13 protein-coding genes are annotated in these 15436 nt (G+C 67.9%); 5 read left to right on the forward strand and 8 right to left on the reverse strand.

What is annotated here, in order from left to right; all coding sequences use genetic code 11:
• Positions 1–40: 40 nt before the first annotated feature.
• On the forward strand, positions 41–1273 hold the full coding sequence (locus KBY93_RS00885; RefSeq protein ID WP_255092421.1) for an FAD-dependent oxidoreductase: 1233 nt from the start codon (positions 41–43) through the stop codon (positions 1271–1273).
• Here the strand turns inward: KBY93_RS00885 and KBY93_RS00890 are convergent.
• From KBY93_RS00890 to ndk, 5 genes are read right to left on the reverse strand one after another with little or no spacing between them, the layout of a single operon-like run.
• Entirely contained in the window at positions 1170–3053 is a 1884-nt protein-coding gene (locus tag KBY93_RS00890) for an adenylate/guanylate cyclase domain-containing protein (protein ID WP_255092335.1), read from the reverse strand. The two genes, KBY93_RS00885 and KBY93_RS00890, sit on opposite strands and share 104 nt — an antisense overlap.
• Before the next feature lie 15 nt (positions 3054–3068).
• A complete protein-coding gene (locus KBY93_RS00895; protein ID WP_255092336.1) occupies positions 3069–3830 on the reverse strand; it encodes a FecR domain-containing protein in 762 nt (253 codons plus the stop codon).
• Between the two features lie 38 nt (positions 3831–3868).
• Positions 3869–5725 carry an adenylate/guanylate cyclase domain-containing protein gene (locus KBY93_RS00900; RefSeq protein WP_261355097.1) on the reverse strand — a complete coding sequence of 619 codons (1857 nt, stop codon included), beginning with the start codon at positions 5723–5725 and terminating at the stop codon, positions 3869–3871.
• Positions 5725–6435 carry a FecR domain-containing protein gene (locus KBY93_RS00905; RefSeq protein ID WP_255092337.1) on the reverse strand — a complete coding sequence of 237 codons (711 nt, stop codon included), beginning with the start codon at positions 6433–6435 and terminating at the stop codon, positions 5725–5727. Before KBY93_RS00905 ends, KBY93_RS00900 begins: the two co-directional genes overlap by 1 nt.
• A 35-nt stretch (positions 6436–6470) precedes the next feature.
• Positions 6471–6929: a nucleoside-diphosphate kinase gene (gene ndk, locus KBY93_RS00910; RefSeq protein WP_255092338.1), complete on the reverse strand. Its 459-nt coding sequence runs from the start codon at positions 6927–6929 to the stop codon at positions 6471–6473.
• 112 nt (positions 6930–7041) lie between these two features.
• Here ndk and KBY93_RS00915 point away from each other — a divergent pair, with 112 nt between their 5' ends.
• The 3 genes from KBY93_RS00915 to KBY93_RS00925 all read left to right on the forward strand — a co-directional run bounded on the left by KBY93_RS00915 (position 7042) and on the right by KBY93_RS00925 (position 11877).
• The gene (locus KBY93_RS00915; protein ID WP_255092339.1) at positions 7042–9165 is read left to right on the forward strand and encodes an FUSC family protein; all 2124 of its coding nucleotides are present in this window, start codon (positions 7042–7044) and stop codon (positions 9163–9165) included.
• 132 nt (positions 9166–9297) lie between these two features.
• Positions 9298–11274, forward strand: a complete 1977-nt coding sequence (gene speA / locus KBY93_RS00920) for a biosynthetic arginine decarboxylase (RefSeq protein WP_255092340.1) — start codon at positions 9298–9300, stop codon at positions 11272–11274.
• Positions 11275–11286: 12 nt separating this feature from the next.
• Entirely contained in the window at positions 11287–11877 is a 591-nt protein-coding gene (locus tag KBY93_RS00925; protein WP_255092341.1) for a Crp/Fnr family transcriptional regulator, read from the forward strand.
• A gap of 6 nt (positions 11878–11883) precedes the next feature.
• Here the strand turns inward: KBY93_RS00925 and KBY93_RS00930 are convergent, their stop codons facing one another.
• Positions 11884–12300, reverse strand: coding sequence for a DUF3307 domain-containing protein (locus KBY93_RS00930; protein ID WP_315856371.1), 417 nt, complete (start codon positions 12298–12300; stop codon positions 11884–11886).
• Positions 12301–12358: 58 nt separating this feature from the next.
• Positions 12359–13060, reverse strand: coding sequence for an SIMPL domain-containing protein (locus KBY93_RS00935; protein WP_255092342.1), 702 nt, complete (start codon positions 13058–13060; stop codon positions 12359–12361).
• Between the two features lie 155 nt (positions 13061–13215).
• Here KBY93_RS00935 and KBY93_RS00940 point away from each other — a divergent pair, with 155 nt between their 5' ends.
• Positions 13216–14688, forward strand: a complete 1473-nt coding sequence (locus tag KBY93_RS00940; RefSeq protein ID WP_255092343.1) for a mechanosensitive ion channel family protein — start codon at positions 13216–13218, stop codon at positions 14686–14688.
• 41 nt (positions 14689–14729) lie between these two features.
• Here the strand turns inward: KBY93_RS00940 and KBY93_RS00945 are convergent, their stop codons facing one another.
• Positions 14730–15383: a hypothetical protein gene (locus KBY93_RS00945; RefSeq protein ID WP_255092344.1), complete on the reverse strand. Its 654-nt coding sequence runs from the start codon at positions 15381–15383 to the stop codon at positions 14730–14732.
• Between the last annotated feature and the right edge of the window lie 53 nt (positions 15384–15436).

Genomic DNA, 15436 nt, shown 5'->3' on the forward strand with positions numbered 1-15436 from the left:
GAAGACGCTTGGATAGCTTGAACCGATGGCACCCCGTCGCATGGATGGAGTCTCGGCAGGCAGGGCCCCATCCGAGTCAGGCCCGGAACCAGTGCTGATACTCGGCGGCGGCCTGATCGGCCTGGCGGTGGCCCACCAGTTGGCCCGCCGGGGCGAGAAGGTGCGAGTGCTCAGCCGGCGCCGCAGCGAGGCCGCCGGGTTCGTGGCGGCCGGCATGCTCGCTCCCCACGCCGAGGGGCTCTCGGGCCCGCTGCTGCAGCTGGGTCAGGCCAGCCTGGAGCGCATTCCGGCCTGGGTGGAGCAGATCGAAACCGACAGCGGCCTGAGTTGCGGCCTGCGCGCCTGCGGGATCGTGGTTCCCTTTGCCACGGCGCAGCAGCGCGACGACTATCCCACCGCTGTCTTCGGCGCACCCCTAACGCGCGCTGGGCTGGAGTTCGAAATCCCCGGCATCGGCCCGCGCTGGCAGGCCGGGCTGCTCTTCCCCCAGGACGGGCAGATCGACAACCGCCGCCAGCTGATGCGGGCCCTGGAGCGGGCCTGCGTGGAGCGGGGCGTGGCCTTCGAGGAAGGGGCCGAAGTGCTGGAACTGATCCGCCATCAGGGCGGAGCGCTCGAAGCGGTGCGCATCCGTCGCGCCCAGGGCGACGACGCCACGATCAGCTGCCGGCGCGCGGTGCTGGCCTGCGGCGCCTGGAGCGCCCGGCTGCTGCATGAGCTGTCGGTGGTTCCCGTCAAGGGCCAGATGCTCTCGCTGCAGGGGCCCCGAAACGCCCTCAAGCGGGTGCTGTTCGGCCCGGGCACCTATCTGGTGCCGCGCGAGGACGGTCTGTTGGTGGTGGGGGCCACCAGCGAACCGGACGCCGCCTTCAGCAAAGGGCTCACCCCGTTCGGGCAACAGCAACTGCAGGCGGGCATCGAGGCACTGCTGCCGGAAGCTGCCAGCTGGCCGCCAATGGAACGCTGGTGGGGTTTCAGGCCGGGCACACCTGATGAAGCGCCCCTGCTGGGGGCAGGCCCGATCCCGGGTCTGTGGCTGGCCACGGGCCACTACCGCAACGGCGTGCTGCTGGCGGCGATCACTGCGGAGCTGATCAGTGCGGCCATCCCCCGGGCCGGTGATCCAGATCTGGCGCCAACGGCTATCGAGCCTGAGGCGGCGGCCCTGCTCAGGACCTTCCGCTGGGATCGCTTTCCAGTGTGTAAACAGGAATCTCTCCCATTCCCTTCACCGGCACCGGGCCGAGCGAGCGCACGGTCAACTCCCCCCTGACAAGCTCGGCGGTGGCCGCATCGAAAACCACCGGCACCTGCAGCGGGCGGGTCTGGCCCTCCAGCCGACTGGCGAGATTTACCGTGTCACCGATCACGGTGAACTCCAGGCGCTGGGGACTGCCGATCTGACCCACCATCGCTGGACCACTGGCCAGGCCGATGCCGCTGTTGAGGGGCTCGATCCCTTCGGCCCGCCAGGCCACATTGAGCTCTTCGAGGGCATGGCGCATGGCCCGAGCGCAGTGCAGGGCGGCCAGGGCCTCCTGCCGCTCACCCCGTCCCAGGGGCGAACCGAACACAGCCATCACCGCATCGCCGATGAACTTGTCGATCGTGCCGCCGTGGTCGGTGATCACCGCCACCATGGCGCCGAGATAACGGTTGAGCTGGCGCACATGCAGTTCGGTGTGACCCTCCTTGCAGCGCTTCTGGGTGAGCTGGGTGAAACCGATCAGGTCGGAGAACAGCACCGTCACCGGCCGCAGGCGCCCGCGCAGCATGCCCTCCGCCGCTGCCGGATCGGCCAGGATCTCGGCCACCACGCTGGGGGCCACGTAGCGCTCGAAGGTGCGCCGCAGCCGGCGCCGCTCCGACTCCTCCCGTTGATAGGCATCACCGCCATAAAGCAGGCCCAGCAGCACCAGACCTCCGGCGGGCCCCAGCAGGGGCAGCCAGCGATGGCCGTGCAAGAAGGTAAACCAGCCCGCCAGGACCAGGGCCAGCAGGCCCACGCCCACCCAGCCGAGTCGCCAGCTCAGGCGTCTCCCCCGCAGGGCCACCGCGCTCACCAGGAGCAGGGGGAGCATGGCCAGCAGTGCCCGCCAAGGCGCAGCGGTGGGCCAGGGGGCCAACCCATCACCGCCCAGGGAGTTGGCTGTGGCGGTTGCCAGGATTTCCAGGCCTGAGAGACGGCCGAACGGCGTGGGGTTACCGGCCTCGCCCTGGGAAACCACAGGCCCGATCAGCACCACGGAGCCGCGGACAGCGGCGCGCAGGGGATGCCCCCGCCAACGGCCAGGATCCAGCACCTCCCAGGCCGGGATGCGCGGGAAGGTGCCTTCCGGCCCATAGACGTTGAGGGCCATGGCGGCGTCATGCTGCCGGCTGCTGCGCCCCGCCAGGCGCAGGGTCGTTGCCGAGAGCGAGGGGAACGGCTCCACCCCATTGGCCGGCAGCAGACGGCGGCCATAGGCCTCGGGGTGCCGCGGCGGCTCACCGGGTTCAGCCGGCAGGGTGTTGCCGAGCCCGAGGCGCTCCGGCCCGCCCAGGGCCTCCAGAACCGCCTCCGGGCGGATCAGGGTCAGACCGGAGGACCCTGTACGCGCATCCTCGGGCTCCAGCATTTCGGCCGCCAGGGCCACTCGGCCGGGATAGCGGCGAAGTTGCGCCGCCAGGTCCCAGTCGTCGGCGGGACCCCGGCCGCTGGGGCCAGCGAAGACCACATTGACGGCCACGACGCTTGCTCCGGCCTCGATCAGGCGTGAGGCCAGCAGGCCATAGGCCGCCCGGGGCCAGGGCAGGGTGCCAGTGCCCACCGCCCAGGCGGGCGGGCGTCCCTGCGGCTGACTCTGGTACCAGTCGCCCTGCTGAAGGGTGGCATCATCGATCGGCACCACCACCACCTGAGCCGGCGGCCGGCGCTGGCCACGCAGCGCCAGCAGCTGGTCTTCCAGGCCCCGCTCCCAGTCACGCCAGCGGCCGAGTGGCCAGCCGCTGATCACTCCCGCCAGCACGGCTACCCCGAGGGAAGCGGCAGCAAGGCTGCGGGTACGGGTCATGGTGGGGATCCCCTATCAGAAGAAACGCGGCAGACCGAACGAAGGAATCGAAGGCGCCGAAGGAGCTGACGGGACCGAGGGAATCGTCACCGAGGGCAGGTTGGAGCGCAGGTAGCTCTCCAGGGATCCGAAGGCCGGCAAGGGGATGGTGAAGCCCTGGAAAAGGGGGCCGCCCAGGATGGCGTTGTAGTCGCCGCTGCTGAGCTTGAGCAGGGCCAACACCACACCGGCCGGGGAAAGCTGCACTTTTTCGCCAGCATTCACGGTGGTTGAGCCACCAGGGGCCGGCTGCCCGTCGCTGAGGGGCTCGACCTCGACCGAGCCTTCCAGCACCGAGAGCTCGGTGCCGCCGCTCTCATCGACCGAGAGCAGGTAGTTGGTGCCCCGCACGCTCAGGCGCGAGGAGCGGGTGCAGCCGGCCTGTTTGCCGGAGACCAGCACCTGACCCTTGCTGAGCAGGAAGCAGTCCTGGCCCAGGCGCAGCAGGGAAAAACGATTAAGGCGGCCGGCGGCACCGGAGGGGAAGGCCAGCTGGCCGCGACTGTTCTGGGTGCTCACCTGCTGGGGCGTGACCGCCTTGTCGTTCACCTTGGCCTGACGGGTGTCGATGAACAGCTCCTTGCCATCGAGGATCTCCCGCACCGTGGCCGCTTCGGCGGCCAGCAACGGCGCAGGCTGCAACGGCACCACCAGGCTGGCGAAAGCCAGCAGCCGCAGCAGCGGTTGCCTCCAGAGCATCCCGACACCAACGGAGGCAGACGACGGCGACGGCGACATGGGCGATTCCGCAGAGGGACGATCAGGCAGGCCTGGACTCAGTCATGGACATTCTGCTGGCCCCCTGGCGCTGGACCACGCAGTCCCAGCAGGGCCAGCACCTCGAGCGGCTCCGGCCAGCCCTTTAGTTGGTGGGCTCCCAGGGGCTCCACCTCCAGCTCCCCGGGCAGCAGGGCCACCAGCTCGGCGCTGATCAGGATCGGATGCTGTGGATAGTGGCGGGTGAGACGCTCCAGGCGGTTGGCCACGTTGACGCTGGCCCCCACCACGGTGAATTCCAGCCGCTGAGATGCCCCGAGATTGCCGGCGATCACCTCACCCACATGCAGGCCGATGCCATGGCGCAACGGCGCCTGGCCCGCCGCCACCAGCTCATGATTGAGCCGCTCCAGGCCCCGCTGCATCGCCAGGGCCGCCCGTACCGCCGCGCGGCCCTCCTGGCGGTCACCCCGGCTGCGGGGCACACCGAACTCCGCCATCACCGCATCGCCGATGAACTTGTCGAGCAGCCCCTGTTCAGCCAGCACGGCAGCGGCCATCTCCTCGAAGTAACGGTTGAGCAGGGCGAAGAGCTGGTCGGGGGCCAGCCTGGCGCTCAGGGCGGTGAAATCCACCAGGTCGCTGAACAGCACGACGCAGCGAGCCCGGCTGCCGACCGACTGGGTCCAGATCGGCCCCGGATTGCGCAGGATGTCGCGCAACAGGGTGGGGGAAACGCGGCGGGCCAGCACCTGGTGCAGGTACGCCCGTTCACGGCTCTCCCCCAGGGCCTGAGCCACGGCCCTCCCGCCGCCGCCGAAGAGCACCGCCAGCACCATGGCGGCCAGGGGCAGGCGCAGCAGGGCACCCAGCCAGAGTCCCCAGCCGGCAAGCAGGGTCAGGGCCACCAGAGCCAGGACCACCAGCAGGGTGCGACCCGCCGTGGCAGCGCGGCCCAGCCCCCATGCCGCGCCGACCCCCCAGAGCAGGAACAGCAGGGCCTCGCCCCATCCCGGCAGGCGCCACAGGCCCTCGGCCTGCATCGCATTGGCCAGGGCCACCCCCTGCACCTCGGTGCCGCTCTGGGGACCGAAGGGGGTCTCCTGAAGGTCGCCCAGATTCGGGGCCGTGACGCCGATCAGGACGGTGCGGCCGCTCCAGAAGCCCGGCGGGGTATCGAGGATGTTCCAGGCCGGCACCTGGCGCAGCGCGCCCGCCGGGCCGAGGTAATTCAGGCCCATCGCGGCCGTCGGCACCGGCGTCCCGGCCGCCAGAAAGGCCATGGGCCGGGGATGGGGGCGGGGGAAACCGGCCAGGTTGCTGTTGAGCCAGTCCTGGCCCGGCACGGCTTCCGCCACCCCCTGGGGTGTCTGCAGCAGGGTGGTGAGCCCGGGCGGACCCAGGGACGGGAGCGGAAGCAGCAGCCGCACCAGCTCCGTACCCTGCTGGTCTCTCAGGCCGTAACGGGCGGCCAGGTGGACCCGCTCGCGCCAGGGGGCCAGCGTGGCGAGGAAGGCCTGGTCGTCCGCGGGGCCGAAGCGGCTGGGCTGGCTGAATTCGATGTTGAACAACACCCGGGCCGCTCCCCGCTCCAGCACGCTGGCTGCCAGCCGGGCCTGTAGGGCCCGCGGCCAGGGCCACGGACCCATCTCCCGCCAGAGCGGCGAGAGGCGCCGCTCATCGGGGGCGATCAACTCCCCCAGCTCGAGGGAATCAGCATCGATCGCCAGAATCACCGGATCAACGGGGGCCGCTCGGGCGCCGCGCAGCTGGAAGAACAGGACCTGGATCTGGCCGTCCAGCAGGTTCAGGGCCTGCCCCGGAGAGGTGGCTGGCAGGCGGTCGAGGCCAGCCAGAAGGGGGGCCGCCAGGCCGAGCCACCACAGCCGCCGCCAGCGGCAGGGGCCCGGCGGCATCAAGGAGTCAGGCCGAGTTCGCGCTCGATCACCGGGAGTGTCTCCATCGGGGCCTCGAAACCGTTGAGCAGGATGCTGCGCTGTCGGCGCTGACGCACCTCCTCGGCGCTGAGGCGGCGTGGACCGATCCAGCCGGCCGGCGTGGCGCGCAGGATCTCTCCGCTGGAGAGGGTGAACACGGTCCCTGAGGTGGTGGTGATCTCCACGGAGCCCTCCCAGCTGAGAAAAAGCACCTCCTCGGGCTGGTCGTCGATGAATACCGTGGTTCCCTGGATCGAAGCCGTTCCCACCCTGGTTCGTATCCGCAGCGGCCGTCGGCGCAGCGCCGACGGGTTGATCCAGGCGATGATCTGGCCCCCACGCAGATTCAGCCCATCCGGATCGAGCTGGAGCAAGGCATTGCCGCCGAGGCGGAAGGCGCGCCCATCGGCCAGCAGCACCTGCAGGCGGCCCGGTTTCTCGGTGCGCAGCTGGGAGAGCGGGGCAATCACCTGACCGCTGCGAGCCTTCAGCTCAGCGGCGCCCGGGGGACGGATGAATGCCGGGCGAGAGGGAACATCGAGCACCCTGGGAAGACGCAGCTCGGCCACTGCCGGGGTGAACGCGAAAGCGACGACTCCAATCGCGGCTGCACCAAACAAGGCCAGCCGCCCGCTTCGTGGCCGGCTCAGGTGGGCGACAGGGGTGGAGAGTGGCGGAGCAGGGTTCATGCCATGGCCTGAGGCTTGGCTCTAACCATGGCCTCTCAGGGCTCCAGGCGCCACACCTGATCGGCCGGCGACCAGTCGCTCAGCTCGGAGGGCTGGAACCAGAGGCCGATCTCGAAGACGGCGGTTTCCGGAGCGTCGGAGCCGTGGATCACATTGCGGCCGATGTTCACCGCCAGATCGCCGCGGATAGTGCCGGGCTCAGCCTCCAGGGGCTTGGTGGCGCCGATCAGCTTGCGGGCGCTGGCGATCACGCCGTCGCCCTCCCACACCATCGCCACCACCGGACCACTGGTTATGAACTCGACCAGGCCGGCGAAAAAGGGGCGCTCGCGGTGCACGCCGTAGTGGCTTTCGGCCAGCTCCCGGCTGGGCACGAGCTGCTTGAGGCCCACCAGCTTGAAACCCTTGCGCTCGAAGCGGCCCAGGATCTCGCCCACCAGCCCCCGCTGCACCCCATCGGGCTTGATCGCAAGGAAGGTGCGTTCGGTGGCCATGGCAAGAGAAGACGGCTGATCGAGCCATCGTCCGCGCTGGGCCTGCCGCTTGGCAAGCAAGCCCTGTCATGACAACCGCCATACGATCGGGCCTCCGGCCGGATGTGCGTCGATGCCTGCAGCGCCAGCATTGCCCGCTGCCTGGCTGGCGGCCCCGAGGATCGGGCCCAACCTCCGGCTCGGCCTGCGCACCACCGTGGCCAGCGTGATGCCTCTGCTGGCGACCGCGCTGCTGCATGAGCCCGCCCTGATCTGGATGGCTTTGGGTGGGCTCTACGTGAACATGGCCGACACGGGCGGTGCCTACCGCACCAGGGCAACGGCGATGGCTTGCGCTTCCCTGCTGGGCGCCGTGGCGCTTGGCGGGGGGATCGGACTGGCCACCTGGCCCTGGCTGTGCGTGCCGGCCATGTTCGCCGTCGGGCTGGGCTGCGGTCTGCTCTCGCTCTACGGCAATGCCGGTGCCCTGATCGGCCTGGTGACGGCCTGGTGCTTCCTGATCGGAATCAATCTGGCCGGCCCCGACCCTGCCAAGGCCCTGTCCTTCTCCCTGCTCTACCTGGCCGGGGGGGCCTGGGCCACCCTGCTGGCGGTGGCCATCTGGCCGCTCCGGCCCTACCGGCCCGTCCGGCTCGCGACCGCTGATGTCCTGCGGGCGATCGCCGATTTCTTCAGCCAGGCCTGCCCGGGGAGCGGCGGGATTCCAGCCGCTGAGGACCAGCTCTTCCAGGGCAAACTCCGGGTCCGCACCGCCCTCGCCACCGCCCGGGCGACCCTGGCGGATACCCGCAGCGGCCGCCTCGGAGACAGTCCGGCCGATGGGGCCTTCACCCGCCTGATCGAGTCCGCCGACGCGCTGTTCGTGACCAGTGCGGCAATGGGCAACCTGCTGGCGGGGGTACCGGGGCGGGAAGCCCCCCAGCTCCGGCCCCGGATCAATGGGCTCAATCGGCACGGTGTCGCGGCGCTGCGTCAGTTGGAACAGGCGCTGCTGGGGCGCGCCGGCTTGCCCCCGTGCCAGGAACTTGTGATCGAGGCCCGACGGATCGCTGCCGCGATCGATCGGTTCCCTGCACCAATCGCCGCGCTCCAGCAGGCCCAGCTCAGCCAGGTCCACTGGATCACCACCCTCGCCCAGGTCGGCGAAGCCATTCCTGCGGCAGCGCTCAACCGCAGATCGACTCAGCTGCGCCGCCCCAATGACGCAGTGCGGGTTGCGGTGGCCCAGGGCTGGAGAACTCTTGGCGCAAACCTCACGCTCGACTCGAGCGTGTTCCGCCACGGTCTTCGGTTCGGAGTCGCCTCGGCCGTTGCGGTGAGCATCTATACCCTGTTCGCGCTGCCGATCGGCTACTGGATCACGTTGACCGTGTCGGTGATCCTGCGGCCCTCGGCGGGTGAGAGCCTCACGCGCACCAGCCAGCGGGTGCTGGGCACGGTGCTGGGCGGGATCCTGGCGATCGTGCTGGCCACCCTCTTCCCCCATCCCCTCGCGATCGTGCTGCTGCTGGTGCCGCTCACGCTGGTGATGATGGCGATTCTGCCGGTGAACTACGGGCTGTTCGTCTTCTTCCTCACCCCCTGGATCGTTCTCTACAAGGACATTGCCCAACCCGGTGACTGGAGCCTGGCCCTGTGGCGGATCGCCAACACCCTGATCGGCGCCGTCCTGGCCCTGGCCGCCATCCACCTGATCCTGCCCCGCTGGGAACGGGAGCAGCTGCCGGCCCGACTGGCGGCCAGCCTGCGCTGCAATGCCCAGTTTGTTTCGGAGGTGCTGGATCGGGTTCTGGAGCCCCCACGAACAAGCACCGGGCCGCCGACCACTCCTGCCGCCGTGCGCCTGGCGATGGGCAACGCCCAGGTCTCGATCCAGCGGTATCTCAGCGAGAAGGCTTCGCACCGGCCGATGGCGCTGCCATTGATGGCTTTTCTGCTGCACAGCCAGCGTCTGATCGACGCCCTCCTGGTGCTGGGGAGCGGTGCCCGCCAGTTCGATGGCAGCCCGGCACCGGTCAGCGTTCGGCCCCTGCGGGACGAGATGCTGACCACGCTCACGGCCCTCGCCTCGGCGCTGGAGCGCGGCGAGCGGACTGGCCCGCTGCCGGATCTGCGCCGGCCGGAGCTGGCCGACGACTTGCTCCAGCAGGAGTTGGAGCACCTTGTTGAACCGATCATGGGCCTCCGCAACGCCGCGGAATCCTGGAGCGCCGGCATGGCCCTCCCTGGCTCATGATCAAAGATTGGCGATCGGCCGCAAAGTGGTGCAGCCCATAGGTGTGGGCATGCGGTAAGGCCATGGCCCCAGTCTGGCAGCGCCATCCCGCCTAGATTCCCACCGACAGGCTTCGCCGCAACCCAGGCTCCGATGGTGCTCGCCGACCCGACCCGCCCGCCGGGAGCGCTCCCCGGTGATTCCGCCCCCTGGAGCGTGGCCGACAGCACGCGGCTGTACGGGTTGGAGGGATGGGGTGAGCCCTATTTCAGCGCCAACAGTCGCGGTCATGTGATGGTGCAGCCCCGTGGGGATCGCGGTGGTTCCCTCGATCTGGTCGACCTGGTGGAGGGCCTGCAGAGCCGCGACCTCTCCCTGCCGCTGCTGATCCGCTTCGACGACATCCTCGAGGACCGGCTGGAGCGGCTCCATGCCGCCTTCGAGCGGGCGATCGCCCAGTACGGCTACGCCGGCCGCTATCAGGGGGTGTTCCCGGTGAAGTGCAACCAGCAGCGCCACGTGGTGGAGCAGCTGGTGGAGAGCGGCCGCCAGTGGCATTTCGGCCTGGAGGCCGGCAGCAAGGCGGAGCTGCTGATCGCGCTCTCCCTGGTGGAGGACCCCGAGGCCCTGCTGATCTGCAACGGCTACAAGGACCAGCGCTACATCGAAACGGCGATCCTGGCCCGACAGCTGGGCCGCCAGCCGGTGGTGGTGATCGAGCAGCCCGACGAGGTGGAGAGGATCATCCGTGCCAGCCGGGATCTTGGGGCCGCTCCCCTGATCGGCGTGCGCGCCAAGCTGGCCAGCCGCAGCACCGGCCGCTGGGGCAGCTCGGTTGGTGAGCGCGCCAAGTTCGGGCTTTCTGTGCCGGATCTGCTCGCCACGGTCGAGGCCCTGCGCCAGGCAGATCTGCTCAGCGAGCTGCGCCTGCTCCACTTCCACGTGGGCAGCCAGATCAACGACATCGCCGTGCTCAAGGACGCCCTGCAGGAGGCGGGCCAGATCTACGTGCAGCTGGCCGAGCTCGGGGCGCCGATGGGCTATCTCGATGTTGGCGGCGGCCTCGGCATCGACTACGACGGCAGCCGCACCGCCACCGCCGCCTCCACCAACTACTCCCTGCAGAACTACGCCAACGACGTGGTGGCCACGGTGCGGGAGTGCTGCGAACCCCGCTCGGTGCCGCTGCCCACCCTGGTGAGCGAGAGCGGCCGTGCAATCGCCAGCCACTTCAGCGTGCTCATCTTTGATGTGCTCGGCAGCGGGGGGGTGCAGGGGGAGGAGCCGGCGCCGCAGGAGGTGGAACCGCTGATCGTGCGCAACCTGCGCGACACCCTGGCCTCGATCCAGGCCACCGTCCTCGATGCCCCAGGCCACGCCGACCACCTGCAGGAGGGCTGGAACGACGCCATCAAGTTCAAGCAGGACGCACTCTCCGCCTTCCGGCTTGGCTACCTCAGCCTCACCGAGCGGGGGGCGGCCGAGCAGCTCTACTGGGCCTGCTGCCAGGCGATCGCCGCTCAGCTGGAGAACTGGAGCTCAAATACCCCCATTCCCGACGATCTCAAGGCCTTGCAGGCAGCGCTGGCGGGCACGTACTACGCCAACCTCTCGATCTTCCGCTCCGCTCCGGACACCTGGGCGATCGATCAACTCTTTCCGGTAATGCCGATCCACCGGCTCAATGAGCGCCCCAGCCGCCTGGGCAGCTTTGCCGACCTCACCTGCGATTCGGACGGCAAGCTGGCTCGCTTCATCGGCCCCGGACAGGCCAAACCGCTGCTGGAACTGCATGAACTTCGCGAGGGTGAGCCCTACTGGATCGGCCTGTTTCTTGGCGGTGCCTACCAGGAAGTGATGGGCAATCTGCATAACCTTTTCGGCAGCACCAATGCGGTCCATATCCGTCTGGGTGCCAACGGCCGCTATCGGGTCGACCATGTGGTGCGGGGCAACAGCAACGCGGATGTGCTCAAAGCGATGGAACACGATCCTGAGGCCCTGCTTGAGCGTCTGCGGGTGGCCAGTGAAGCCGCCATTAACCGCGGCACCCTCACGGTGACTGGCGCCGGCAGGCTGATGGCCCATCTGCAGAGCAGCCTGCGCCAGAGCACCTACCTTCAGACATGAGCGGAGCGCACCATGTGGGGAGACGAACCGCAGCTGAAGGTGGTGAGGGAGCGGATGAAACTGCTGCTCGACATTCATCACGAGGAGCTGGCCCCAGTGCATCGCCATGCCGACGTGGGGGAGCTGGTGATGCGGCAGGGTCAGACGGCTGACAGCCTGATGCTGCTCACCAGAGGCAAGGTGGCGATCCAGATCCGGCTGATCGAAGCCGAGCCACACACCCTCGCCGTGATTGAGGCCGAGGAATTGCTGGGGGAGATGGGGCTGTTTGGCTCAGGTCAGCACTCCGCCGATGTGCGGGTTGTGGAGGGCCCCGCCGAGCTGGTGGAGGTGAGCGGCGACAACTTTCTCAAGACCCTGCTCTTCGATATCGACCTCGCCATGGAGATGCTGGCGCTGGTGAGCCAGCGCTGCATGCGCAGCAATCAGGTGATCGGCCTGCTGCTCGATGGCATCGCCGCCAGCGAGCGGGGTGACACCGACCAACTGGGCAGGCTGGCAACCGAGATCGAACCCCTCAATTACTGCCTGAGCAAAGCGATGGATCGGTTGCTGGCAATCGGCCACGGCCGCTACAGCGAGCCACCGGACTCAACGGGCTGATACCGCTCAGCGGGGGAAAGCCTGCAGCAGACCCCCTGAGCCCAGAGGAGCGAGGCTGACCAGGATCAGCACCCAGACCACTTTGCAGGCCATGTGCAGGACTTGATCGACCCCAAGTCCATAGCGGTGACGGCACTTGCCGTAATCGATCAGTGCGTGAATCCCCCACTCGGCCAGACCGAGCCAGACCACACCAGTGAGCCAGGTCACGACGAAGGCATGGATGCCCGAATGGGCGAGCAGCCACCAGGGCCAGGGAAGAGTGTGATCTTTCCCCGGGCACTTCTCCACGGCCATCCGATCACTCTGAAGACCGAAGTCGGCGACGAAGTGGCCCATGGCCAGCAAGGCAAACAGCCCGAAGCCTGAGATGGCCTGGGCGCCGTCTGATGACATCACCGTGATCAGAGATACATCAAGCATGCCGCCTCAAGGTCGATGGCGATGGGGTGCATGGTCACCCTTGGCCCTGGAGAGGCCTTCAGCGGGCACAGAACCGCACCACCATCCCGAGCCGATCCGTGGGCGCCGGCAGTTCAGCGGCATCGAAAGCCGGGACGGCGTCAGCCGCCATCGCCCTGGCCTGGACCGGCCGGAACCCGCCCTCGATCTGAACCTCCAGGGGCGTTGGTGTCCCCAGGCCAATGGTCTCGGCCAGCTCTCTGGCCTGGAGCAGCGCATCCTGGTAGGCCAGCCGCAGCAGCCGGCGGCGCACAGTGGTGTCGCTGGTTTGATCCGCCTGCGCCGACACCGGGTTGAGGCGCACCCCTGGCAGCGCACCCACCTCTCGGACCAGGGCCTGCAGCTGCGCCGGAGCCAGCTCGCCGCTCACCTGAAGACTGGCCTCCGCCGCAGCAGGACGGTTTGGGCTCACGGGTCTCTGCCAGCTGGAGGGCGAACTCACCGCCAGCTCCTTCACCTGAAGGCGCTGAAGGGCCTGGCGTACGGCTGCCAGGCGCCGCTGCAGCTCGCCCAGGGCCCCGTCCGCCGAGGCAGCCTCAGCTGAGAGCTCCAGGGACAGCTTGAGCACCTCGATCGTGCGCTTCTGCTCGGCATTGCCGCGGGCTTCGAGCAGGGTTCCATCGCAGCGCAACTGCACCTGCTGGGCTGCAGCCGGCGGGGCGAGGTGGAGCAGCATCAGGGCCAGTGGCAGCGCCCCCATGGGGCGAAAAGGACGAACCATGGGCTCTCGATGGCAGAGGGCAGGGACAATCCAAGCCTGACAGTGGCTGGCGTGATAAGAGCAGCTCTGCCCGTCACCCCTATCCTGCGACGTGGGCCTGCCGGGCTATGGACTGGGTGGCCTGCTTCGTTTGACTGCTGAACCAAAGAATGCCCGTGCTGGAGGTGTGGCTCACCGCCATCGTCTTGATGGTCCTGCTGTTGCCTCTGCAGCTCCTGATCAGGCGGCTGCGCCTGCCAAAGCTGCCAATCCAGCTGGCGACCCTGGCGATTCTGAGCTGGTCAGTGGTACGCACCCTGCCGCTGATCGTTCTGCCTGCCCAATATCAGGCCTGGATCTCCACCCTCGACGAATTGATGTTCAGCTATCTGGGCATCCGCATGGCTCTCTGGGGATTCCTGGAGCTGCCTGCTGCGCTGCGTCTGAGGAAAGAACCGGCCCAGATTCTGCTGCAGTTGCTGATGCTCGGTGGAGGCACAGTGGCCACGGTGATCGTGGTCCAGGAGCAGGCCCGCTTCAATCTCGTCAGCCTGGTCACCACCTCTGCTGTGCTCACCGCCATGCTGGGCCTGGCCGCGCAGGAGCCACTCAAAGATCTCTTCGCCGGCCTTGAGCTCCAGTTCGATGATGTTTTCTCCGTTGGGGATTTCCTCGACCTTGGCGATGGGACCCTGGGTGTGGTGGTATCGATCAACTGGCGCGACACCTGCCTGCGCGACCTCACAGGTGCTCTGGTAGTGGTGCCCAACACCAAGGTCACTGAAGTGGTGGTGCGCAATTACGTGGCCTTTGGGGCCATGGGCAACCGCTTCAACCTCGGGCTCGATTATTCGCTGCCGCCATCAAGAGCCAGACAGTTGCTGCTGGATGTTCTGGAGAAACATCCCCGGGTGCTCAAGCAGCCCTCGCCAGCGGTACGGGTGCAGGCTTTTGCCGACAGTGCCATCACCTACGACCTCCTGGCCTTCCAGCAGCCAGGGAACCTGGGAGACATGCTCGACCTGCGCAGTGAGCTACTTGAGCAGATCTGGTTCAGCCTGGAGCGTGCCGGCCAGAGCGTGCCCTATCCGGTTCGGGAGCTGCGTCCGAAGCGCGTCATCCTCGACTCCGGACATCCCGAGCAGCTCAGCTTGCAGGAGCGTTGCAACCTGCTCAGCCGCAACCCACTCTTCGGCGACCTGAGCGAGGAGGAGATGCTGCAACTGGCCACGACCACCAGCTGTCTACGCTTCGCCCCGGGGGAAGTGGTTGTTCGTGAGGGCAACCGCGGCGATTCCCTCTTCCAGGTGGTGCAGGGGCAGGTGGAGGTGCTCAAGGACCAAGACAACGATGAACCGTTCCAGGTCGCCTGCCTCAAACCTGGCGATGTCTTCGGAGAGATGTCCATGCTCACAGACACCAACCGCAGTGCCACTGTTCGGGCCCTGGAGGAATGCGTGCTGCTGGAGGTGTCACGCCCCAGCCTTGGTCCCTTGCTGCAGCAGAATCCACCGCTGATGAACCAGCTGGCCCACCTGGTGAGCAAGCGCCGGGGCGAACTGGATGGGATGGAGCGGGAGAAGGTGAAGCAGCACGAGAATCAGCTGCTCAAGCGCATGAAACAGCTCTTCGAGACGTTCACCCTCTGAGCGTCACCTGAAAGCCAGGGTCGCGGGGCGATCGAAAGTGATCAGCTGGCGCTGTAGCACTGGGAGAAGGCGTCCTTGATAGCAGCGCTTTTGGGAAGGTCGCTCTGGCCTGTGGTGTGCCGGCTCAACAGGGACTCGTACTGGCTGCGGCTGAGCTTGCCCTGGCTCACGAACTCGCCATCTGGGGTGAAACGAGCCACCTCACAGGCGCAGACGTATGTGGTGTTGCCCGAGGGATCGCCGGCTACTGCCCCCCCAGAGGCGGAAGTAGAGGACTCCTGCTTCTCCTCGTAGCCATCCTCAGGGCCCACGTACCCCTGTCCCTCAAGCACCACGAAATCGAAAAGGCCGTCGTCGGCGCGAGTGAGGACGAAGGTGGTGCCCTTCACCCCCAGCACCTTGGTGCCAAGGCAAGCCTTCTGGGGACCACTCACCAGCACGGCACCCTTGTTGAGGCGAAAGCAGGTGTTGCCAAGGGTAATCACACTGGAGCGACCCAGAAAACCAGTGGCGCGTTGATCGAAGAGCAACTCTGCCCGGCTCTTGCCTGTGCGCACCTGCTGACCGGAGCGAGCGACTTGACTCACACTGGCGGTCTTGCCGTCGATGTAAACCTCGCGACCATCCACCAGCCGCTTGATAGTGGCCTGCTCGAAAGCCGCCGCTTGGATCGGGCCGGCGGGCGCCATCAGCACGGCTTGCATCAGGCCAAGTTGAAGCAGGCCTGCAAACGTTCCAACGAGGCGGT

It is taken from the genome of Synechococcus sp. J7-Johnson, assembly GCF_024345795.1.
In the GTDB taxonomy this organism is placed as follows: Bacteria; Cyanobacteriota; Cyanobacteriia; order PCC-6307; family Cyanobiaceae; genus Regnicoccus_A.